We start from the raw sequence: 23,933 nt of genomic DNA on the forward strand, positions 1-23,933 counted from the left end.
ATTGCCTTTCCTCCGTTGCCTAGGTGCCTCTGTGCCTTGTTGCCTTTCTTCCGTTGCCTTTATGCCTTGCCTCACGTACTCATCCGCCTGATCAACTCCACCGGCGTCACGATCGGCGCCATTTCCTGCAACAGCCCCTCACGGCCATGCTTCAGTAGTTTCAATACCTCACTCACGATCACCTGTCCAATACGCCCGGGAAACTGCTCCACCGTGGTAATAGAAGGCGTCACGATCGATGAACGCGGATCATTGCTATACCCCACGATCCGCAGCTCCTGTGGTATGGAGATTCCCTTCTCTTTTGCAAAGGTCAATACCGTCAACGCCGTAAGATCATTGGCGCACAACACCGCATCCGGGTAAGGCCGGCGGGCAAACAACCGGTGCAACGCCTTACGCGCATTATCAACGGTCAACTCATGGTAAAAGATCCTATCCGGGTCGATGTCTACCCTATGCTGCCGCATAGCCTGCTCGAATCCCGCATACCGGTCGATGTAAATATTGCAACTCATCGGGCCCGAGATATAAGCGATACGCCGGCTACCCAGCTCAACCAAATGCGCCGTGGCCAGGTAAGCCCCGCGAAAATCATCGCCCTTGATGATACAGGCCGGATAAGGCTTCACTGGCACCCGGTCGTAAAACAACACGGGAATATCGTTATCCGTCAGCACATCGAAATGACTGAAGTCGGAAGTAAACAAGGTACAAGCCACGATCACCGCATCCACCCGCGAGGCATACAAGGTCTGCGCCAGGTCCTGCTCGATCGCCAGGGAATCGTTCGATTGACAGATGATCAGGTTATACCCATGCGCATGCAAGCCATTCTGTATGGCGGTGATGATCTCCGTATGCACAAACATGGAAATACGCGGTACGATCAGACCGATCGTATGCGTTTTATTGGTCCGCAACCCCGATGCCATCACATTGCGCTTATACCCCACCTGCTCTACCATCGTCATCACTTTGCTGCGCGTGGCTTCATGTACATGCGGGTGATTGTTGAGGACGCGGGAGATCGTAGCAGGAGACAATTGCAGGGCCGCTGCAATGTGTTGTATGGACTGCTTTTTAGGGTTCTTTTTCTTCATAGATGGCAGGCATTCACAGTAAGAAGCCGCCGGACAAGGCCATGCTTCAAAAGCGCTGAAATCGTTTCCAGATTGATCAGGCTGTGCGTATTCCGTGAAGTGCTTTTGCTGGGGCACCAACAAGCAGGTCGCTGTTGGCACACGGAGGCGTCAATAGCATAAGCAATCGTTTATGGTTTACAAATAGCCTTTTCAAACTTGGTAAAAAAAGCTGGAATCGTTTTCAGAACAGGGCTATTTATTTACTGAAACGTTTTCGTAAAAATATAACGACCGTGCGCAGGATTGCTTTGGGCGAGAATGTCTAATTTCCAAGTGAAATCCTTGATTGCGAAACCTTACTGCCATATGCTCAACAAAAAACTACTGCCCGGCTTGCTTAGCCTGGCCTTGTTGGTAACCGTACCAGCCTTTGCCCAGACAGACCATATCCGCGACTTCCAATCACTGCCGGCCCACCCACGGCTATTGCTGTATAAGGGCGAAGAAGAAGGCATTAAAAAGATCGTCGCCGGCGACAAAACCTGGAGTCAGCTACACCAGGCACTACTCAAAGCGGCCGATGAGATCATTCCATTGCCACCACTGGAGCGCATACAGATCGGCCGCCGCCTGCTCGATAAATCACGGGAAGCCATTCGCCGCCTCTTCTACCTGTCATACGCTTATCGCCTCACCGGCAACCAGGCCTATGCCACCCGCGCCGAAAAAGAAATGCTCACCATCGCCGGCTTCTCCGACTGGAACCCCTCCCACTTCCTCGACGTGGCCGAGATGAGCATGGCCATGGCCATCGGCTACGACTGGCTCTACGATCAGTTACCCGATGCCTCCCGCGCCACCATCCGAGAGGCCATCCTCAAGAAAGGCATCGAACCCTCGCTCGACAACAAATACAACAGCTGGCTGCGCGTGGAGAACAACTGGAACCAGGTATGTAACGCCGGTATGACCTACGGCGCCATCGCTATCTTTGAAGACCAGCCCGTCCTCTCACGCCAGATCATCAACCGCGCCATCGAAAGCATCGCCAAACCCATGGCCGACTATGCCCCCGACGGCGCTTATCCAGAAGGCTATGGGTATTGGGGATATGGCACCAGCTTCAACGTACTCTTCAACAGTGCCATCGAGAAACTATTCAATACCAGCTTCGGCCTGTCCGACAAACCCGGCTTCCTGAGCACCGCTGGTTACCTCGAAAACATGACCGGTCCTTCTGGCCGTCCCTTCAACTATTCCGATGCCGGCAACGGCGGCGGACTGCAACCCGCCATGTTCTGGTTTGCCAACAAACGCAAAGATCCCAGCCTGCTCTGGGTAGAGAAAAAACGCCTGCAAACCACCCCACCGGCCTCGCATACCCGCGACCGCATCCTGCCCGCCATCATGATCTGGGGCGCCGGCACACACATCGATAAAGCACCCGCACCAGATAAGACCATGTGGGTGGGTCATGGCAAAGTACCCGTAGCGTTGATGCGTACCTCGTGGACCGATTCCAATGCTATCTACGTCGCCATGAAAGGCGGTTCCGCGTCCGTCAATCACGCACACATGGATATCGGCTCCTTCGTCATGGAAGCCGACGGCGTTCGCTGGGCCATGGACTTTGGTATGCAGGATTACGAATCGCTGGAATCGAAAGGCATCCAGCTTTTTGGCCGTACCCAGGATGCCCAACGCTGGACCGTCTTCCGCCTCACCAACCTCGTACACAATACCCTTGCCGTCAACAACCAGCACCAACGCCTGTCCGGCACAGCACCCATTACTGCCGCGTCTTCCTCCCCGGCATTTATGCAGGCAACCACCGACCTCAGCACCGTCTATGCCGGTCAGCTGGCAGGCGCCCAGCGTGGCATCGCCATCGTCGACAAAGCCTATGTATTGGTACAGGATGAAGTGATCACCACCAACGAAGCCGCTACCATACGGTTTACCTTATTGACACCAGCCAGTGTACAGATCACGGGCAGCAACACCGCCCTGCTTACGAAAGACGGTAAGCAGCTACAACTCGAAGTAAACGCACCCGGAAAAGTGACCATGAAGACCTGGTCTACCGACCCGCCCAACAGCTATGACGCCCCCAACCCCGGCACCATCCTCACAGGCTTTGAGGTAACCATACCAGCCAATACACAGGCAACGATCGTCACTAGCCTGAAACCTGCAAAGGCTATTAAGACGGCAACCAAAAAACTGGGTCCGTTGACCAGTTGGAAAAAAGACTAACGCATGATCCGATACCAAACGATGGTTACCGCCATCCTCCTCTTGTTGATCAACACCCGTACCCAGGCACAACTGCCCCGGGCCGATGGCTATAAAGGCATCTGGTATACACTGGGGCAATTCTCTACCTACGGCGATAAATATTCCGGCGGATTAGGCACCTATACGGCCAGCCATGTACCCATGGCCATTTATGCCAAAGCCGTCAACAAAACCTTTTTCACCTATGGAGGAACCACCGGCCCCGCAGACCGGCACCTGCTCATCATGCTATCGTATTACGATCACACCAACAAAGTAGTGCCCAAGCCCGTGATCGTCTACGATAAACAAGGCGTCGACGATCCGCATGACAATGCCTCCCTCTCCATCGATGAGGAGGGATACATCTGGGTATTCGTCAGCGGCCGTAACACCTCCCGACTGGGACTTATCTTTAAAAGCAAAGCGCCGTACAGCATCGACGACTTCGACAAAGTAACGGAAGCGGGGATCACCTATCCGCAGCCCTGGTATGTGCCCGGCAAAGGCTTCATCCATCTCCTTACCAAATACACGAATGGAAGAGAGTTGTACTGGTCCACCAGCAAAGACGGCCGGCAATGGCATCCCGATCAAAAACTGGCCGGCATGGGTGGCCACTACCAGGTAAGCAATATGCACAACGGTAAACTCTATACGGTCTTCAACTATCACCCCGGAGGCAATGTAGACAAGCGCACCAATGCCTACCTGCTGCAATCGGCCGATATGGGCGCCACCTGGACCACCATCGATGGCAAACCCATCACCACCCCGCTGACCGATAAAGCCAACCTGGCCCTGATCAAAGATTATGAAGCAGCCGGACAACTGGTATACATCAACGACCTCAACTTTGATCGTGAAGGCAATCCCATCGTACTGGCCGTCATCAGCCGCGATTTCAAGCCCGGCCCCAACGGCGATCCCCGCGAATGGGTCACCATGCACTGGAAGAACAACCAATGGGACATTAAAACAGTATGCACCTCCACCCACAACTACGATATGGGATCGCTCTATGTGCAAGGCAAACACTGGACCATCATCGGCCCCACCGGCAAAGGCCCGCAAGCCTGGGGTACCGGCGGTGAAATGGTGCAGTGGGAAAGTAAAGACAATGGTGTCACCTGGAAAGCCACCCGGGAGCTGACGAAAAACAGCACACGCAACCATTCCTATGCCCGTCGTCCCTTGCATGCCCGGTCGGACTTCTATGCCTACTGGGCCGACGGCAATGCCGATACCTTATCCCGTTCTGTATTGTATTTTGCCAACGATCGCGGAAAAGTATTCATGCTGCCGTACGATATGACTACACCAACAGCGAAACCCCAATTGATCACTCATTAACGTTACGATCCATATGTACCAACAACGAATAACGCACTATGCTCTGGCCGCAGTATTCACAGCAGGGGCCTTTGCTGCGCAGGCACAAAACACCGCCCTCATCAAAAAACGCGTAGTCGATGACCTGCTGGCACCGCCCGTTAATACGGCTGCTATGCAGAAACTGGTCAGCACCATCCAACCCGATGGCACCTGGCCCGGTATCGATTACAAAGACGTATCCCGCACCGGCTTTCAACACCGGCAACACCTCGACAACATGCTCGAACTGGCCAGGGCCTATAAAAAGCCCGGCAGCCCGCTGTATCAAAATGAAGGGGTGAAGAAAGCCTTTGGCCCGGCCCTCGACTGCTGGATCGCCAACGACTTCCGCTGCGACAACTGGTGGTGGAATGAGATGGGTACGCCCAACCTCATGGTCAATATCCTGCTCGTCATGGACAGCGACCTTACACCAAAGCAAAAAGAAGGAGGCATCCCCATTGCCCACCGTGCCAACATGGAAACCTTTGGCGCGCGGCCGGGTGGCGATCTCATGCCCATTGCCGGTATGCTGGCCAAACAAGGCCTGTTTCTCAACAATGCCGACACCCTCAACAAAGCATTACGCGCCATGGCGGCAGACATGCACACCAGCACCGGCCGCGGCATGAAACCAGATAAGAGTTTCCATCACCGTACCGATAATGTGATCTCCACCCTCACCTATGGCAGCAGCTATGCTTCGTCATTTGCCTATTGGGCGGCCAAGATCAACGGCGCTGGGTTTAGCTTCTCCGATTCTGCGATGCACCTGGTAACGGATTATTTCCTCGACGGCATCTGCCAGTCGCTCGTCTACGCTACCTATCCCGATCCCGGTGCCATGAACCGGGACATCAGTCGTCGCGATGCACTCGATGCCGAAGGCGCTGAACTGCCCCGCAACCTGCTGGCGGCTTCCGATTACCGTTCAGCGGAACTGCAGAAGATCATCGCCATCCGCGAAGGAAAACTCAAAGCCGACCTGACGCGTGATCGCTACTTCTGGTATTCACATTACTACACACACCAGCGGCCCAACTATTATGCGTCGGCCAGGTTCCATTCGGCACGCGCCAACAACATGGAGGAACCTCACAACGAAGAAGGCATCAAGAATCACTTCTATGGAGATGGTTCGTTCTTTATCAGTCGCACCGGTAAAGAGTACGACAATATATTTCCAGTCTGGGACTGGCGCAAAGTGCCAGGTGTCACCACCATACAGCGCGAAAGCTTCCCGCACTTCAAACAATTGGCAAAAAAAGGACTGACCGAGTTTGCCGGTGGCGCCAGCGACGCCCGCTACGGCGTCGCAGCCTTTGATTTTGCAAGCGTACACGAACCCCTCACCGCCCGCAAAGCCTGGTTCTTCTTCGATAAAGAAGTGGTTTGCGTAGGCGCAGGCATTCATACCGATTCAGCATTGGCCGTGGCCACTACCGTCAACCAAAGCCTCCTGCACGGGACCGTAACTGTAGGTACGCAGAGCGGCACCAAGCCGCTGCCAAATGGCAATCATGACTTACCGGCGACCTCCTGGGTATTGCACGACAGCATCGCCTACATCTTCCCGCAGCCAGTAAAAGCCCTGCACCTGAAGAACGACGAAGCGACTGGCTCCTGGAAGCAGATCACCCACCAATCCTGGGCAACCGACCAACCGGTGAAAAAGAACACCTTCACCCTCTGGTTCGAACATGGCGTACAACCACAGTCGGCTACATACGCCTGGATCACCCTGCCTAATGTCAATGCTGCGCAGGCTGCTGCGTACAGTAAGAAACAGGAAGTAGTGATACTGGACAATACCCCTGCCTTGCAAGCCGTACAACATACCGGCCTGCAGCAAACCGGCATCGTCTTTTACGAAGCAGGCGCCATCAAATTGCCCAACGGATTGACCTTGTCCGTCGACAAGCCCTGCATCCTGTTGTTGAAGATGAACGGCAAGAAGGTGGAACAGGTGTCGGTATCCGATCCTACACAAAAGCTCGCCAGCCTGAAGCTCTCCGCCAATCCGGGATTCGATGGCAAACCAGGACCCCACCAAACGGACCATACCAGCCCCAGCAAAATCACCTCGCTTGATATAGCCTTCCCGCAAGGCGAACAGGCGGGCTCTACCGTGGTGATGAAGCTGGGACTACAATAAGTCAATGAAAAGGCTTGACCCGATCGTGCAATTCACCAGGCACCATCGACATCCGCAACGCGCGATCGATCCAAGCCGCCGCCTACAATTCAAACAGACACGTCCTATAAACCAGAAAGCCCCGCAACCGGGGCTTTCTTTTTTGATGGAGCTATAAAATAACTAACTGCTGCCAGAAGTAGAACCTGGCCGCCGGGCTGCCTGGCATCCTTCACAGGGAATAGGCAATCCCGGCAGACCCGGTTATAGTGCGTAGCGCTTCATACTGATCACAGCGCTCTTGGTACCATCGGTGGCCGAATTAAAATACACATACGCGAGGTACTTGTTATCGGCCGTCTTCAGCCAGATGCCCGCCTCTGCTTTCATGTTGATGGCATAATTGACGGCATTGGAGATGTCGAGCTTCTCGAAGTCCAGGTCATCGATGTAGATGCCAAACTGCAACCTGGCCAGGTTATAATCCTGCAGACTGAACACCCGCTGGATCTTCGTATTCTTGTTCACCCCAGGCGGCAAGGTAATATCGGGCAGATACATAGGATCGGCCGCAGGCGCCACCAACGCATGTTTGAAAGTGCTGGTGTACGTACGATAGAGATACACCAGGTCGATCTTATTGGCATTCGCCGCAGCACCGGCCGCATTGTATACCGCCATATCCTCGATGGAGATATACATATTGGTGCCATCATTCACCGTCAACAGGCGTTTCATATCCATCTTTGCCACTTTATAAGGCCCCAGCTTGTACGACACCGATTCGCCATTGCTGCTCTTGCCGCGGAAAGTAAAGGTCACTTGCTGACCCCGCGCAGCAGCTGGCACTACATAGTAGTAACGAAGCGCTGCCGCCGAAGTATCCTTGTTGAACGTAACCGTCGTTACATTCTTATTGGTAGTAGCAGGCCCACCGATCTCGATGCCCACATCTACACCCGAACTGTTGGTGTAATAAGAACGGTTCTCCATATTGGTGCCAACCGCCCCTTCAATAGAAGCTTCTACTTCGGCAGAGACCAGTTTGCCTTTGGAGGGCAATATGCCCATCGCATATACAAATTCAACGGTATCGCCTACAATGCTGGGCCCCAGCGTGCGCTTCATCGCATCGTTTTGCAACACATCTTTGGCAGTAGGCAGCGCATAATCCTTTTTCTCGCAACTGGTAACACCGGCAGAGACCATACCCAGCAGGGCCAGCGGAAGTATATATCGGGAAATGAGTTTCATGATAGCTGATTTAATAATGAGGAAATGGATTAACGGGGCTGTACAGTGATCAATACCTTATAAGGTTTCCTGATCTGCCGGTTGCCCGATACCACGGTGTACACCCGGGGATTGGCCAGGTCCGAGAAGTCGGTCCTGCCGGTGATCTTCGGGTCCAGCTTGCAGTCCTGAGCCAACGTAAACTGTGGATACAGGTTCTTAAGATCGGTTCCGAACATCACCGTCACATTGATGGTCTGGGCCGTCGTATCGATCGTGGCAGCCTTGGTTCGTACCGTCACATAATCCGTTCCCAGCATTTCGAAATTGCTGACAAAACATTCCTGGCGGGAAGTGATCAGCAAACCGTCTTCATCGATCGGTGTATCTTTCTTGCAGGCCGCCATAGCAAAGGCAATCAGCAATAAGGCACCGGTAATATTGATATACTTTTTCATTGGTTCAACTGTTTAAAATGTACAAGAAGGTTCAGCACCACCCTTAACGCCAGGGCTTGTTTTGTGTAAGATTGGGGTTCAGGTCGCGCTCGGAAGGAGGTATACGGAAGATATAGTTCTGCTCGTAGGTCCTGTCCGCTGTATTCTGGTAATAACGCTCTTTGTTATCGCCCCATGTATCATTGCGCCACACACCGGCTGTACCAGGTCCGCCCCACACCCTTTCAATCGCTCTCCAGCGACGCAGATCGAAAGCACGCTGCCCTTCGCCGATCAACTCTACGATACGCTCCTGTTCGATGGCTTTGAAGAACGCATCCTTATCGGCCGTCATGGCACCTGTCAGCACCGGCAGGTTACCCCGGCGGCGAACACGGTTCACCAGGTCGATCGCATCGGCTTGCGGGCCGCTGGTCTCATTGGTAGCCTCTGCATACATCAGGAATACATCAGCCAGGCGGATCACCGGCCAGGCAAAATCACCATCACTACGGCCCTGGCCCGCATAGTTGCGCACAAACTTGCGGAACACATAACCCGAGTTTACACCGTCTGTATTATACGTGAGGTAGTTGACACCATTGATCGTTACCGGTGCAGCCCAGGTTTGGTAGATGAATGGGCACCAGCCGGTCGATTGCAGGGAAATCATACCAATGCTCGTTTCATAATCCCACTGAATGGTCGACTTCATCCGGTAGTCACGGTTCGCATAAGACTGCGGGTTGACCGCCGAATTGGCCGCCGTACGGGCATTGGCCACCTTGGTAGGGTTCATGCCCACCAGCTTGGTAGCAAAGTCGCCTGTCGTCAGCGACTGATAACGATCGGCAATCTCATAGCGGGGAGATACCCAGCACTGAGAACCTTCGTGCGAACGACCGGCAAAATCACGCATCAGCTCTTCGCCCTGGTTGGTGGCATTACCACCATGGGTAAATACAAAGAGCATCTCCGGGTTGCCGTTCGCCTTGGGCGTAAACAGGTGGTAATAGTTGGGCAAAGTATCTGCCGTTCCCAACTGACCAATATAACCAGGATCGCCGCCCATATAAAGGCCCAATCCAAAATCATTGATCACAGACTTGAAATCGACCGCGGCAGCAGCATACGCCGCATTTGCTGCCGACACATCCTGGGTGAAGCCTTCCAGTTCGGGCCAGCCATTCTTTTTCCACGAAGCCCAGAACAGGTTTACTTTACCACGCAGGGCAATCACCGCAGGTTTGGCAAGGCGTCCCAGTGAAGGCGCTTTCACCGGCAGTTTGTCGATCGCATACTGCAGGTCGAGCAGGATGGAATCACGCACCTGACCAATGGGCACTCTCGCCTGGCTTAGCATTTCTTTGTTGGCCTCTGTAGCCACCGAGCTTTGCATCTTGGTGAAATAAGGCACATCGCCCCACATGGAGATCAGACGAAAATAGGCCAGTGCCCGCAACGCCTTGGCTTCGCCGATCAAGACCTCCAGGTTGCCGCGGTTGCCGACATTGGAAGCGATCATGATGTTGATGTTGTCGATCACATAATTGGCACGATTCACCGCTCCAAACAGGTAACGGTACATTTTGTCAAAGGCGCCGCCATAGCCCGAAGGACCAAAGCTGCCGCCGTTGTAAGCATCACCCAGGCGCAGGTTACCACTGGTGGTGCTGGTACCCCGTACACGGGTGTATTCGGCCTGACCATCGTAGTAATAGTCGCGATCAAAGCAGGGCCGCGTAGACGCATACGCGCCCAACAGGGCCACTGTAGCGTCGCTTTCTGTTTTCCAGAATTCGGTCTGCAGCACCTCGGTAGTGGGTTGCTGCTCCAGCAGGTCCTTCCGGCAGGAACTCAGTAGCACCGTGCCCGAAAGGATCAATAAAGCGGTATAAATAACGGGATAGATTGTCTTTTTCATATTGCAGCAATTTTAGAAACCCAGTTGAACAGACAGGGCATAGGATTTTACAAGCGGGTACATGTTGTTGGCGTTACCACCCTTCTCCGGATCGAGACCACGGAAATTGGTAACCGTAGCAATGTTCTCGGCCGAACCGGCAATGCGCAGGCTGTTGAGATGCACCCGGCGCAACAGACTACCCGGTACCGAATAACCCACCTGCACGTTCTTCAGGCGCATGTAGTTGAGGTTATCCAGCCAGAAAGTTGTTTCAGCGCGGTTGTTACCACTGCCGCCCAGGCGGGGCCACGCACCACCACGGTTGTCGATCGACCAGGGATTGGTCCAGTGATCCCAGGTGGCTGCATACCGGGAAGCACTGAAGTTGGTATTGTTGAAAGCATTCAGCCAATAGTCTTTGCGACCGGCGGCTGCCTGCAACAGGAAACTCACGTCAAATCCTTTCCACGACACATAGCCATTCAACGCTGCGAAAGTAGTAGGCCGGTCGCGCTGTGTCTTGTCATCCGCCTTCATATCGTTACCATCGATACGGCCGTCGCCGTTGAGGTCCTTGCGGAGGATATCACCAGGAGCAGCACCTTGCGGTGTGGCATTGTAGATATCCTGCCAGGTCTGTGCAATACCGATGTCCTCATAGGTATAGAGGAAGTGGTAAGGCATATCCAGGAATACCCAGCCCCGGGTCAGGAACTCGTTCCATTTCTCCAGGTTGGTACGGTTGTAAGAAGCGTTCAGGCTAAGGCCATAACTGATACCACCTGCCTTATCGCGCCAGGATAATGTACCCTCGATACCACGGTTGCGCAGGCTGCCGATATTGGTGCGGGGTGCATTGTAAGCACCATCCAGCAGGATCGACAGTTCAGAAGGACGGTTCATGCCCGTAGTGAGACGGTCGTAGTAATCGATCTCCGCAGTCAGGCGGCTGTCGAGGAAACCGAGCTCGATACCGAAGTTCAGCACCGCAGTCTCTTCCCAGGTAAGATTGGGGTTGAGCAGTTTGTTGTTGACCAGCCCACGTTGTACCTCGCCGTTGATGATATAGTGGTTGGCGCCCAGCGTAGATTGTTGCTCATAACGACCAACACCACTGTTGTTACCCAACGTACCATACGACATACGCAGCTTACCATTGCTCAGCCAGCTACCGGCAAACTTGTTCACAAAATCCTCTTCCGAGAAACGCCAGCCCAGGGCAACGGAAGGGAAGAAACCATACTGGCTGCCCGGCAGAAACTTGGAAGAACCATCCACGCGGAAGTTACCTTCCAGCAGGTATTTGCCATAAGCGGTATAGTTCAGACGGCCGATATAAGAGCGCAGGCCTTCCCGGTTCGAGTTACCGCCCGTACCCACCAGCGTGGTCAGTGCCGCATCGATCTCGTGCAGCTGCGGATTCAACCGGTCATTACGGGAAGAGCCCTGGAAACGATCATACCAAAACTCTTCACTGTATACAAAGAGCGCGCTGATATCATGGTTGGCGCCGATCTTGGTATTGTAGTTCAGGCGGCCGTTCAGCATCGTCTTGTAACCAGTATAGGTGTTGTTGACGATCGGCGCATTGGGCCCTACATACACCCGGGTACCATTGGCATTCGTTTGGAAGTTGAAAGCCTGGTTGGGCATATTGGCCTGCCAGTTGAACTGGTTGTAGTAATTCAGGGAGTAGTCGATGGTACCCGTAAGGCCTTTGAAGGGCGTCCAGTCCCAGTACATCATCGCGTTCATCTCTTGGCGGTTCTGCCGGGTCAGGGTATTCTGGTACACCGTATAGGGGTTGTACGCCTGGGGATCTTCACCATAAGCCATCACACCACCATAACGGCCCGATACCGGGTCATACGGCGTGATACCGGCAATGGCATACTGCATATCGAAGCCCGCGGTATTGGCCGGATCGGAATCGGTGAACCCTTCTTCCAGCGCATACGTGAAATTGGACCAGTTGCCATTGAACTTGATCCCGGTATTCATATTGTTCTTGACCTTGTAATCGAAATTGAAGCGCGCATTGTATTGCTTGTAGTCGTTGTTGATCTGCAGGCCCTGCTCATCGCGCAGGCCAACAGACGCAAAGAAGTTCGATTTGTCGCTACCGCCCGTAGCAGACAGGTTATAGTTCTGAAAAGCACCATCCCGCGTGATGACATCCCACCAATCGGTATTGGGATAACGCAGCGGATCGATCATGCCCATCGCCATCCACTGGTCGATGGTACCCAATTTGAACAGCTGGTTATTGGGCGTCGTATTCACCGCCGTACGTTGCCGTTGCAGCTGCAGGGCGCGCGGATAGTCGGCCATGAAGGAATAAGCCTTGACAGGCTTATTAAGCGCCATATTGCTGTTGAAAGTAATGTTCGTCTTCTTGGCCCCTTTGCCAGATTTGGTCGTGATGAGGATAACGCCATTGGAGGCGCGCGAACCATACACCGAAGCAGAGGTTGCATCCTTCAGGATCGACACCGTCTCGATGTCGTTCACGTTGACGCGGTTGATGTCGACATCCGGCATACCATCCACTACGATGAGGGGACTGCTGTTGTTGACCGTACCGAGACCACGGATCAGCAGCGAGGCACCGTTACGACCCGCCATACCGGTAGACTGGGTGGCCTGCAGGCCCGGCACCAGGCCACTAAGGCCGGAAGATACATTCGGTACGGCACGGCTGGTCAGCTTTTCATCAACCGTAACGGTAGACACGGCACCTACCAGGTTGACCTTTTTCTGACGACCATACCCCACTACCACCACATCGCTCATGGCCGACACCTTGAGCTTGAGCGCGATGGAATACTCGCTGCGCTCGTCGACTTTCAGGCTGAACGGTTCATGCGTGGCAGAAGAAAAGAGTAGCTCTGCGCCCATAGCGGCACTGATGGTAAAAGCCCCTTTGTCGTCCGTTTTAGTACCCGCTGAGCCGCCTTTTACCGACACGGAAATATCGGGCAACGCAGCGCCTGTTTCGTCTTTGACGGTTCCTGAAATCGTTTTCAGTTGTGCTGATGAAAAAAGCGGTAGTAATAGTAGGAAACAAAATAGCTGAATGACGGACAAGGGAATCTTGGTCCGCAGGTGGAGAGTCTGTGGCATAAGCAATCAGTTTATATGTTAGAATATAGCTAAATCAAACTTGGTAAAAAAAGCTGGAATCGTTTTCAGAAAACAGCAATTTATTTACTGAAACGTTTTCGAATACGTTTTCGTAAATGCAGGGCCTGTGGGGATTAATCTACATTAAGGCCATTTCTTAAACCAGATTAATGGCTACACCCTGCCCGATGATCGATCTTTGTGTGGCAATAGGACAAAAAACATAAAAACAATAACATGAGTACTTATATAACACATAAAGCAGATACCCGAGGCAAAGCAGATCATGGATGGCTCACCAGCTTCCAGAGTTTCAGCTTTGCCGGTTATTACAACCCGGACCGGATCAACTTTGGTGCGCTGCGGGTATTGAACGATGATATCGTGGCCGGCGGCAAAGGCTTCGGCATACACCCGCACGACAATATGGAGATCATCAGCATTCCGCTGAGTGGGGCACTCGAGCACAGAGACAACCTGGGCAACACCAAAGTGGTGGGTGAGGGCGAAGTACAGGTGATGAGCACCGGCACCGGGGTATTCCACAGCGAATACAACCACAACGCCGAAGAAGAAGCCCGCTTCCTGCAGATCTGGGTATTCCCGAAAGAGTTGAACATTACGCCCCAATACGACCAGGTTACCCTTGACCAGGCAAAAATGAACAACCGCTTCCTGCCGATTATCGCACCGGCACCCAATAAGGAAGGTACCTCCATTCACCAGGATGCCTGGTTCAACCTGGGGGTGTTCGATGCAGGCCGGCAGGAAACATATACCGTGAACGAGCCAGGTCATGGCGTGTATGCGTTCGTGATTGACGGCAGCTTCACCATCGATGGGCACCGGTTGGATCAAAGAGATGCCCTCGCCATCGAAGGCGCTGCATCTGTGAACATCATAGCCGAAAGCGACAAGGCCCGGTTGCTGCTCATTGAAGTACCCATGCAACCATAGACAGACTGACACCCGAACCTGTCATATTGCAGTTGAATACTACAAACTGACAGTTCATTTCTTAAACTACTTCAATGGATCGCCCCTTATACCCGTAGTAACTTTGAGGTATCAAAAACAAAAGCTATGAGCAATATTAAAACAGCCAATACACAGTTCCCTGTACTCGACCTGATCAAGAAACGCTGGAGCCCCCGCTCCTTCTCCGATAAAGCCATTGCAGAGAAAGACTTGCTGACCATTCTGGAAGCAGGTTCCTGGGCGCCCAGTGCCAACAATACACAGCCCTGGAGACATGTTTACGCATTCCGCGGTACAGAAGGATTCGACAAGTTATGGAGCACGCTGGCGCCGGGTAACCAACCCTGGACCAGACAGGCAGCGGTACTGGTGGTGAGCATTGGTATCAAGGAACTGCCGGATACCAATCAGAAGAACCATTATTACCTGCACGATGCAGGCATGTTCAATTCCTTCATGCTGTTGCAGGCGCACTCCATGGGCATCTCCGGACACCTGATGGCCGGGTTTGATAAAGCCAAACTGGCCGAATTGTTGGGCTTACCAGCGACAGATGAAACAGTGAGTGTGATCGCGCTGGGTTATCCCGATGCGGCGGACAAACTGCAGGAACCTTACAAGACACGTGAGATTACGCCGCGTACGCGTAAAGCACTGGAAGAATTTACTTACCAGCTCAATTAATATTAGCTTACAAAATGATTAAGCAGCCTATAAATATCCTGGCCATTGGAAGAAATGGAGAGATCATGCAGGTGATGCAACGGTTGATCAATGTGCCAGACAAAAGAACAGGAAGAGCCGTTACAACGGATGAGGAAGCGATAGCAGCATGCCGTGAAGAGACATTTGATTTGGTGATGTTGTGTGCAGGGATCGATGAATCAGCAGAAGCAGGCATCAGGCAGCAGTTGGCCCAGATCAACCCCAACGCAGTGGTGATAAGACATTATGGAGGTGGCAGCGGACTGCTGGAGAATGAGATCATGATGGCGATGGCAGGCCGGCAGGCATAGTGGGTCAGGACTTTTTAAACAGGCTGCTTTTTACCTTACTGAGAAATTCAGGGGAAACACCAAGATACCTGGCAATCTGGTGCTGCGGAACACGCTGCACCACTTGCGGGTATTTTTCGATGAAGGCCAGGTAACGTTCTTCGGCCGTTTGCGATACTGACGCATAGAAGCGTTGTTGCAGTACGCCTATAGATCGCTGCAATAATATCCGGTAGTACTTCTCCATCTTGGGTACACGCTCCAGCAGGGTCACCTTGGATCGGAAGTCAAGTAGCAGCAGCTCACAATCTTCGATCGTTTCAATAAACTGGTTCGAGGGTTGCTGATCCATGAAGCTGATGAGGTCACTCACCCACCACCCTTCTACCGCGAAATACAGGATGGTCTCCACCCCTTCTTTGTCTATGAAATACAACCGCACGCATCCCTTCAGAATAAACGCTTCAAACGCACACACCTCTCCCTCCTGCAACAAAAAGGTTTTCTTCTTCACCTTCTTATACTTCAGCAGCGAGTGAAACAATTGCCTCTCCTCAGGCTCGAGGTGCACGTAACGGGAGATGGATTCGTCGATGGAGTCGTACATGCCACGAATATAGGCAAAACAAACCCGGACAGGAAGCCTGCCCGGGTCAATATTGTAGCAAAATTACGGTCTGTTAGTGTGGTCAGCCATTTAGTCGGGAAGATTGAACGCTTTCTTAACGGCATTGTAATCATTCCAGTCAACACCGATACGGGCACCGGTGCCACCAGGAATCAGTACGTAACGATATTGCCATACCTTGGCACCTTGCTGATTGGTCTCGGTGCTGGCGTCGATATTGGAGTACAGTGAGATCTTTTGGTTCACATAACCCACATCGATGCTCAGGAAAGAATATACATCAAAATAAGGCAAAGGATAAACAGCCGGCGTGGTTGGTGTGCCCACATTGAGGTAGGTTCTCATTTCACCCTTGCTCAAAATATCAGCATTGAGTTTCGTAGCCGTGATGTCTGCAAAATAACCCAGTGTATCACCGGCTGTATTTTTGTCGACATTAAACTTCACATCCAGCCAGTTCGAATAGATCACATTGGCGCTGCCAGCTGCTCCGGCGGGGCCTGCAGGACCGGCTGGGCCGGCGGGACCAGCGGGGCCGGCTGGACCTTCATCGCCCTTTTTACACGCAAAAAACAGCGAAACAGCCACCAGTACAGCCATTACGCGCAGTAAAGTTTTGTGTTGCATAGTATCTGATTTTAAGGTTTGCGAAGGAAATATTTTGTCTTACAACTTAAATATAATCAAATACTTGCTATCCTTTTCTTAAAAAAACAAATCGCATAAGTTTTTATGCGATTTGTGGCAAAGCTGTTTACACAGCAATGAGATCAGTCTTATCTTAAGAGATGCCGAGCAACTCCACTTCGAAGATCAGCGTACTGTTGGGCCCGATCTGCGCACTTACCTGGCGGTCACCATAGCCCAGGTCGGCAGGAATGAAGAAGCGCCATTTGCTGCCCTGGGGCATCAGCTGCAATCCTTCCGTCCAACCCTTGATCACCATATTCAACGGAAAAGTAGCCGGCTGGCCACGTTTTACAGAACTATCAAACACAGTGCCGTCGATCAACGTACCATGGTAGTGACAAGTCACCTTATTGGTGGCAGCTGGCTTGGGACCAGTACCCTCGGTGATCACTTCGTATTGCAGTCCGCTGGGCAGACTCACCACACCAGGTTTCTCTTTGTTGGCATCGAGAAACTCCTGGCCGGCCTTCAGGTTAGCGGCCGCTTTTTCATTCTTAAGCTGGAACAGTTTATCGGCAATTCCCATACTGTAAATTTTCAGCAAAGATAAGTGACTCTGCCGAGTTTCGGCAAGCGCCGCTTCCGGGCACCTGGAGATAAAAAGGCCAGGTACAGAAGTACCCGGCCACTGATTGCTATAGATAAAGAAACGTGCCTATTGACGGATCACCTGCCGGCTAATGACCCGACCGTCCTGTACCAGCCGGATGATGTACATACCCGGAAAAGCATTGCCGGGTGAAAAGCGATACCGGTGCAGCCCGGCCGCCAGTGCCTGGTTGGCCAATACCGCCACCTGCCTGCCGGTGATATCGTACACAATCAGGGATGTGAACCCCGCTTTGTTCAACATGAATTCAATCGTATTCTGCTGTTGAAAGGGATTGGGGTAGACCCTGATCGCCATCGATCCTACGCTCCCCTGCTGCACTTCCGGCAACGACGTCCACAATTGTACGCCAGCGGCCGTAGTGATGACCAGTTGCGGCGGGTTGCTGCCCGTCTCCTTCGAATTCCAGGCGATACGCGGTGAGGTCGCGATCCGCGACAGCAAGGCCAGCGAGATCGTATGCCGGCCGGCCGCCTTCTCTGCCTGCAAATAGGCCGTAATATCCCAGGTGTAATACCGCATCACAGAGTCCGTCACCACCACCCGCTTCAGCGAATCGCCGGTGGCCGGTTTATTGTTCCAGGTAATGGCCGATTCGGTCCATGTCGTATTGCCCACCGCATAGACATTCACCGGCACATTCGTGTTTGTATTGTTGTCGAGCCCGCCATAGACACGCAGTTCGGCCGAGATGACGGGATCGGTAACCGAACTGGTATTGAATTGCAGGAAGGTCTGCCGGTCATTGCCTGTACTCGGATTGCTGTTCAACTTCGACAGCAGCACAGCAGGGTCCGTGGTACCGTGGGTAATATCGGCATAGGCCGCATTACGTACATAGGCATCATGCGTCGGCGTCAACGTGGTGGCACCGGTCATAGACTGCCGTTGCACTTTCACTTCTGTATAACTATTCCAGAAATTGACATTGCTGCCATGCCCCACAATGCGGACATATTTGGCCGGGCGGGCGGCAAAGGCAAAGGTCTGCAAGGCCAGACTGGTGCCACTGCTGGCTTGTGCCGCCAGCGCCGTCGTCCAGCTTTGACCATCACTGCCCGTCAATACATCGAATGTGTATACGCGTGAATTCCCATTCAGGAAAGCGATCTGTACGCCATTTACCGTCGTTACGCTGTCCAGGCAAAACTGGATCCATTGACCGTCGCCACTCGCCGACCAGCGCGTGTTGAGGTCATTGTCCAGTACATTGGCCGGTACATTGCCGTCATCAGCACTTGCGCTCACCGGTACACAAGCCGGCGCAGGCGGTGTGTAATTGCCGGCGTGCCCCACCATGGCCGTAGTTAGTATCCGGGCCACTGAGGTGGCGCCAGACACTTCATCGGCCCCTTTGTCCAGCGGTGCCGAACGTGCCTGCCCATCCATATCGACCGTTACGGCTGTATAGGTGCCCACGGCTGCATCGATGGCCGGACTGCCAGCCTGCAAATGAAAAGTGCCGTTGACATCCCTGGCCAGCAAAGGATCAGCCGTCGTATAGCCATCGGAAGGCATCGCTCCGGCACCCGTCGTACTGTACAACAGGTTACCACTCCATACGCCACTGGTATACGGGCCAGCGATTGTAGCAGCAGCACCCCCTCCCTGTATGATGTTGTTGGCGACCGTAATGGCGGTAGCGCCATTCCCGCCACTCCGGTTGCTTTGTTTGATGTTCTCTGGATTATTCACCAACGTATTGAATGCAATAAGCACACGATCAGGGCGATCATGCACGGTCAGCGCATCGCCATCTGCTACCTCTCCATCCCCATTGCCAATATTGATGGCCGGGGTGCAGTTCTCAAAATGGTTGCTGAAGATCTTGTGGTCATCCCCAAAGATGCGGATGCCCGGTGTATTGATGAAGTAATTGCCATACACCTCACAAAAATTGCCGTGCCGCAACGTAAACTGGGCCACACAATTCCGGATCGTATTGTACCGGATGGTCACAGCCGAGGCTTTGATAGAGATCATCTCATCCTCCCCATCGCAATTTTCAAACAGGTTGTACTCCATGATGCTGTTGCTGGAAGAGAGGCTAAGGCCGCTGAGGCCAAACTGAACGGTCTCTGCGCCGTTGACCGTCTGCGGCTCTTGGTTGTAAAAGTAGTTATGATGGATATACAACCTTTGCGCGATCTGACTGCCTGAGCCGCGCACCGCAATAAAACGTCCCAGGGCGTTCTTGTTTTGAAACGTATTATAGTCCACCTCATGGTCATTGCCATTCAGCAAGAGGTTTTCACCATCGCCGGGCGTCTCGAAAATATTGCGGGTCCACCGGCAAAAGCTGGTACCCGTCGCCATGGTAGCCTGCGAAGCAGCATGGGTAAACTTGAATCCCTGGATCACGACATAGCGGGCAGGGCTCACGATATTAAAGCCATTCGTGCCGCCGATAATGGCACCGCCAACGGATTGTGCCCGGATAACGATGGGTTGCCCCGCCGTCCCCTGTCTGTTGACGTTAATGTCGGAGGAAGCGCTGTACGCGCCATTGGCCAGCACAATGGTGTCACCGGCCACCGCACTGTTGATGGCCGTTTGCAGGGCCGATAAAGAAGATACGTTGATGGTGGCACTGTGGGCGGCCAGAACAGTCATCAGGTTGACTGTAAACAGGCTCATCAGCCGCCAGTAAGCGCGCCATAAGGAATGAAGATACAGTTGGATCATCATAAAGGTTTAAGTATGAATAATACGATACCGGGCCGAAGACAAAAGCCTCTTCAGCAGATAGCATAGCCAGTACCGGCAGAACACGATCATTCCGCGCAGGCATGGTCCAGGCGCAGCACCTGGCCTGTCAGCGTTTTATTCATCTATAGCGTGGTAACGAACAAAAAAAGGGCGGGATACTCAGGAGTAATCGATGGAACATTGTTTCATATGCATGCAAGTTTGGTTTGATGGTTAATTACCCTTGAAATAACGATATTCCTCGCATGGACATATAGCAACAATTGGCAGCCTGCTAAGCTATTTTAGCACACTGCCAATCGTCAATTATTAAATACGGTACTAATAACGGTAACAAACAGCATTGATGTTCATCCCTGCACCCACCGAGGCAAAGAGGATAACATCACCAGGCTGCAGCGCATGGTCGGCCATTTGGGATTTACGAACGAGATCATACAAGGTAGGCACTGTAGCCACTGAACTATTGCCCAGCCATTGAATGCACATGGGCATGATATGCGTGGGAGCGGTCATACCGTACAGCGCATAGAAGGCACGGACGATACTTTCATCCATCTTTTCGTTGGCCTGGTGGATGAAGATCTTCTTTACCTCCTGTATCGTCACGCCGCTTTTGTCCAGGCAATCTTTCATAGCTGCCGGAACATGCTTCACCGCATATTCATACACTTTGCGGCCTTTCATCTTGATAAAACGCAGGTGCTCATCGGACCCCGGCGCATTCGACTCGCCGAAATAGATATAGTCGGCTCCGTCAATGGCATCGGACCTCGTGGCTGTACCGAGCACACCACGGCCATCATCCGCAGGGGAGATCTCCAGAATACAGGCCCCTGCCCCATCCGAAAAGATCATACTGTCACGGTCGCTGTCATCGATCACGCGCGACAATGTCTCGGTGCCGATGATGAGGCACCTCCGCGCCGCGCCCACCCGGCAGAAAATATCTGCCTGAATCAGGCCTTGCAACCAACCGGGACAGCCAAACAATAGATCGTAGGGAATGCAATTAGGATTATTGATCCCCAAACCTTTCTTTACCCGCGACGCCAGTGAAGGCACGGCGTCTACCTGGTTGGTTCCGGGCAGTACATCCCCGTAGTTATGCGCTACGATCAATTGGTCGATCGTTTCCGGATCGATGCCGCTGTCGGCAATAGCCAGGCGCGCTGCCTCGATCGCCATATCGGAGGCAGTCATTTGACCTGCCGCATACCTGCGTTCGGCGATACCGGTAATCTGTTGGAATTTCTTAACTACTTCAGCCTGTGGCCGGTCGATCGGCTCCTTTGTTTCTGTAAAAAACCTGTTAGGGAGAAAATCATCATTCTTCTTAATAATCGAGGGTATATAACTGCCTGTGCCTGTTATAATGGTTCTGTGCATCTTAGGGTCAACCTGATTTTAAATATAGACAAAGATACTATCACGTCGATCAATATCACGTATTCAACATGGTTGAGATATGATCCACTTCTGTGACCTTCCAAACCCACAAAAAAGATTAGCGCCAGGGCCCAGCTTTTCTGGAAGTCCGAAGCCGGCAAACCGGTTCAGGCAATTTACGGGAATATTTGATGAAGTTGGTAATACTTAATTAATCTACTTGTAAATAATTAAGCATCAGCCTTATTTTGGCCGCTTTGCCGATCTGCCTCAAAACAAATTAGGATTGTATGTACTATTTGGTATATCTTCATCAACCATCCCCTTTGATACTTACTCCGTAGTCCTTGCCATTGTCAAAAACCATTTCTATGAACATTTATGTTGCCAACCTCAACAGAAAAACGACTGCTCGTCAGCTATTCCACCTGTTTCTGCAATTCGGTAAAGTAACTTCTGTCCGCATCGTCATGGACAATTATACCGGCCATTCCCTGGGCTGTGGCTATATTGAAATGGATGACCAAAAATGTGGCAATACCGCCATTCAGAATCTTCACCAACGTTTCTTCATGAACACCTATATGGAGGTCAATGAAGTGCCGGTAGGCTGGTAGTTATTCTATCCTCCTCCTTGCTGATAATATTGCTGTAATGCCCGGTTTTACTGGTGGCACGAGATTTTCTGTGGAAGAATATTGACACCGTGTAGATATAAATCTACACGGTTTTTTTTGCCCCATCTCGTATTATATGCCCAATTTATTATTATTTAGCTGTTTATGATACTCATCGTCGACGACAGACCTGAAAACCTCTTTTCTTTACAAAAGTTGCTGGAAATACACCAGTTCCAGGTCGATACGGCGGCATCCGGGGAAGAAGCCTTGCGAAAAGTACTGAAGCAATCTTATTTTCTGATCATACTCGATGTACAGATGCCGGGCATGGATGGATTTGAAGTGGCAGAAGCGATCTCCGGGTACAGCAAATCAAAAGATATTCCCATTATCTTTCTCTCCGCCGTCAATACCGAAAAACGTTTCATCACCAAAGGATATACGTCCGGCGCCATCGATTATGTCACCAAACCATTCGATCCGGATATTCTCCTGCTGAAAGTAAAGACCTTTTACCGGCTCCACCAGCAAACGCGTGAACTCAACGATATCCAAAAAGCATTGCGGGAAGAGATTGAAGTGCGGAAAGCGGCCCAGACAGCGCTGCACCAGAGCGTCGAAGAGCTACGCTCGGTGCTGGAATCAATCCCGCAGATCGCCTTTACCTTCAATGCCTCCGGCACACTTGAATTTGTAAACCGGTACTGGCATTTATATTCCTTCGGTAAGGACATGCTGCCGCCAGCCCAGCCAGGTACCCCCGCCATCGAAGCCTGCATTGAAAACGCCATCAAAACAGCTGTACAGCAGGAAACCGAAGTGCGCATCCGGCCACTTAAGTCGGAGGAATACAGAACACACCTGCTGACGCTGACACCCGTCAAAAAAGATGACCAAATCTTTAAATGGGTGGGTATCTTTACCGATATTCATGAGCAACGCATGGTCAACCAGTTGCTCGAACAACGGGTTACTGAAAGAACGCAGGAACTAACACAAGCCAACCAGGAACTGGAGATGAGCAACCACGAATTACAACAATTCGCCTACGTCGCCTCCCATGACCTCAAAGAACCGCTGCGCAAGATCCAGGTGTTCAGCCACCTCATCAAAGACAAATTCCTGCTGGGCAATGACGACGCCGTCAGTTATATCAATCGCCTGATCCATTCGTCCGAACGCATGAACAAGCTGATCACCGACGTGCTCGACTACTCGCGGCTGTCCATCTCAGGCGAATTTGAATCGACCAACATCAACCTGGTCATCCAGGAGATACTGGTCGACATGGAATTGCTGATCCAGGAAAAGCAGGCCATCATACACACCGTCAGTATACCCGCGCTGGAAGTAATTCCGGCGCAGATACGGCAGGTATTCCAGAACGTGCTGAGTAACGCCCTGAAGTTCTCCAACAGCCAGGAGAAACCCGTGATCCATATCCACGCCGAATGGGTGGCCGACAAAAGTCCTGAAGCTACCCCGGAGGCAAACGGCACCTGGTGCCGCATTACGGTGACAGACAACGGCATCGGCTTCAACGAGATCTACCTGAGCAAGATCTTCTCCATCTTCCAGCGCCTGCATTCCAAAGAAGAATATGAAGGAACCGGCATCGGACTGGCCATCGTGAAGAAGATCATGGATACACACAACGGGCTTATCACCGCCCGTAGTGAGGAAGGCAAAGGCAGTACCTTCATCATGATCCTCCCCGGCCGGCAAACCAGCAATAATTAAGTAGT

Annotated in this window: 18 protein-coding genes; 8 read left to right on the forward strand and 10 right to left on the reverse strand. The window is 52.3% G+C overall.

All coding sequences use genetic code 11. From position 1 onward, the window contains the following. Positions 1 to 71: 71 nt before the first annotated feature. Entirely contained in the window at positions 72 to 1,103 is a 1,032-nt protein-coding gene (locus tag P2W70_RS17475) for a LacI family DNA-binding transcriptional regulator (protein ID WP_276482789.1), read from the reverse strand. Between the two features lie 348 nt (positions 1,104 to 1,451). Between P2W70_RS17475 and P2W70_RS17480 the strand changes: the two genes are divergently transcribed. From P2W70_RS17480 to P2W70_RS17490, 3 genes are read left to right on the forward strand one after another with little or no spacing between them, the layout of a single operon-like run. Continuing rightward, positions 1,452 to 3,341, forward strand: coding sequence for a heparinase II/III domain-containing protein (locus P2W70_RS17480; protein WP_276482790.1), 1,890 nt, complete (start codon positions 1,452 to 1,454; stop codon positions 3,339 to 3,341). A gap of 3 nt (positions 3,342 to 3,344) precedes the next feature. Further along, positions 3,345 to 4,715, forward strand: a complete 1,371-nt coding sequence (locus P2W70_RS17485) for a BNR-4 repeat-containing protein (protein ID WP_276482791.1) — start codon at positions 3,345 to 3,347, stop codon at positions 4,713 to 4,715. Between the two features lie 13 nt (positions 4,716 to 4,728). Beyond that, positions 4,729 to 6,891 carry a polysaccharide lyase family 8 super-sandwich domain-containing protein gene (locus P2W70_RS17490; RefSeq protein WP_276482792.1) on the forward strand — a complete coding sequence of 721 codons (2,163 nt, stop codon included), beginning with the start codon at positions 4,729 to 4,731 and terminating at the stop codon, positions 6,889 to 6,891. Positions 6,892 to 7,134: 243 nt separating this feature from the next. On the opposite strand, the gene P2W70_RS17495 is transcribed toward P2W70_RS17490, so the two are convergent. From P2W70_RS17495 to P2W70_RS17510, 4 genes are read right to left on the reverse strand one after another with little or no spacing between them, the layout of a single operon-like run. After that, positions 7,135 to 8,124, reverse strand: a complete 990-nt coding sequence (locus P2W70_RS17495; protein ID WP_276482793.1) for a DUF4466 family protein — start codon at positions 8,122 to 8,124, stop codon at positions 7,135 to 7,137. Between the two features lie 29 nt (positions 8,125 to 8,153). After that, positions 8,154 to 8,561, reverse strand: coding sequence for a hypothetical protein (locus P2W70_RS17500; RefSeq protein ID WP_276482794.1), 408 nt, complete (start codon positions 8,559 to 8,561; stop codon positions 8,154 to 8,156). A gap of 43 nt (positions 8,562 to 8,604) precedes the next feature. Next, positions 8,605 to 10,464: a RagB/SusD family nutrient uptake outer membrane protein gene (locus P2W70_RS17505; protein ID WP_276482795.1), complete on the reverse strand. Its 1,860-nt coding sequence runs from the start codon at positions 10,462 to 10,464 to the stop codon at positions 8,605 to 8,607. A 12-nt stretch (positions 10,465 to 10,476) separates the two neighbouring features. After that, positions 10,477 to 13,569 carry a SusC/RagA family TonB-linked outer membrane protein gene (locus tag P2W70_RS17510; RefSeq protein WP_276482796.1) on the reverse strand — a complete coding sequence of 1,031 codons (3,093 nt, stop codon included), beginning with the start codon at positions 13,567 to 13,569 and terminating at the stop codon, positions 10,477 to 10,479. Between the two features lie 237 nt (positions 13,570 to 13,806). Between P2W70_RS17510 and P2W70_RS17515 the strand changes: the two genes are divergently transcribed. The 3 genes from P2W70_RS17515 to P2W70_RS17525 all read left to right on the forward strand — a co-directional run bounded on the left by P2W70_RS17515 (position 13,807) and on the right by P2W70_RS17525 (position 15,563). Beyond that, a complete protein-coding gene (locus P2W70_RS17515) occupies positions 13,807 to 14,526 on the forward strand; it encodes a pirin family protein (protein ID WP_276482797.1) in 720 nt (239 codons plus the stop codon). Between the two features lie 126 nt (positions 14,527 to 14,652). Continuing rightward, positions 14,653 to 15,231, forward strand: a complete 579-nt coding sequence (locus tag P2W70_RS17520) for a nitroreductase family protein (protein ID WP_276482798.1) — start codon at positions 14,653 to 14,655, stop codon at positions 15,229 to 15,231. A gap of 14 nt (positions 15,232 to 15,245) precedes the next feature. Beyond that, a complete protein-coding gene (locus P2W70_RS17525; protein ID WP_276482799.1) occupies positions 15,246 to 15,563 on the forward strand; it encodes a hypothetical protein in 318 nt (105 codons plus the stop codon). 4 nt (positions 15,564 to 15,567) lie between these two features. Here P2W70_RS17525 and P2W70_RS17530 read toward each other — a convergent pair whose 3' ends face one another. From P2W70_RS17530 to P2W70_RS17550, 5 genes are all read right to left on the reverse strand, one after another. Further along, on the reverse strand, positions 15,568 to 16,149 hold the full coding sequence (locus P2W70_RS17530; RefSeq protein ID WP_276482800.1) for a Crp/Fnr family transcriptional regulator: 582 nt from the start codon (positions 16,147 to 16,149) through the stop codon (positions 15,568 to 15,570). Between the two features lie 90 nt (positions 16,150 to 16,239). Beyond that, positions 16,240 to 16,797, reverse strand: a complete 558-nt coding sequence (locus P2W70_RS17535; RefSeq protein WP_276482801.1) for a hypothetical protein — start codon at positions 16,795 to 16,797, stop codon at positions 16,240 to 16,242. Positions 16,798 to 16,951: 154 nt separating this feature from the next. After that, entirely contained in the window at positions 16,952 to 17,386 is a 435-nt protein-coding gene (locus P2W70_RS17540) for a BamJ family beta-barrel-assembly machinery protein (protein WP_276482802.1), read from the reverse strand. Between the two features lie 129 nt (positions 17,387 to 17,515). Continuing rightward, a complete protein-coding gene (locus P2W70_RS17545; RefSeq protein WP_276482803.1) occupies positions 17,516 to 20,158 on the reverse strand; it encodes a CBM96 family carbohydrate-binding protein in 2,643 nt (880 codons plus the stop codon). A 342-nt stretch (positions 20,159 to 20,500) separates the two neighbouring features. Then, positions 20,501 to 21,568: a 3-oxoacyl-ACP synthase III family protein gene (locus tag P2W70_RS17550; protein ID WP_276482804.1), complete on the reverse strand. Its 1,068-nt coding sequence runs from the start codon at positions 21,566 to 21,568 to the stop codon at positions 20,501 to 20,503. A 371-nt stretch (positions 21,569 to 21,939) separates the two neighbouring features. Between P2W70_RS17550 and P2W70_RS17555 the strand changes: the two genes are divergently transcribed. Both P2W70_RS17555 and P2W70_RS17560 read left to right on the forward strand, forming a co-directional pair. Beyond that, positions 21,940 to 22,185, forward strand: a complete 246-nt coding sequence (locus P2W70_RS17555) for an RNA recognition motif domain-containing protein (RefSeq protein WP_276482805.1) — start codon at positions 21,940 to 21,942, stop codon at positions 22,183 to 22,185. A gap of 165 nt (positions 22,186 to 22,350) precedes the next feature. Beyond that, complete coding sequence (locus tag P2W70_RS17560) at positions 22,351 to 23,928, forward strand: sensor histidine kinase (protein ID WP_276482806.1); 1,578 nt, start codon at positions 22,351 to 22,353, stop codon at positions 23,926 to 23,928. The last annotated feature ends 5 nt before the right edge of the window (positions 23,929 to 23,933 follow it).

The organism is Paraflavitalea pollutisoli, assembly GCF_029360705.1.
GTDB classification, from domain to species: domain Bacteria; phylum Bacteroidota; class Bacteroidia; order Chitinophagales; family Chitinophagaceae; genus Paraflavitalea; species Paraflavitalea pollutisoli.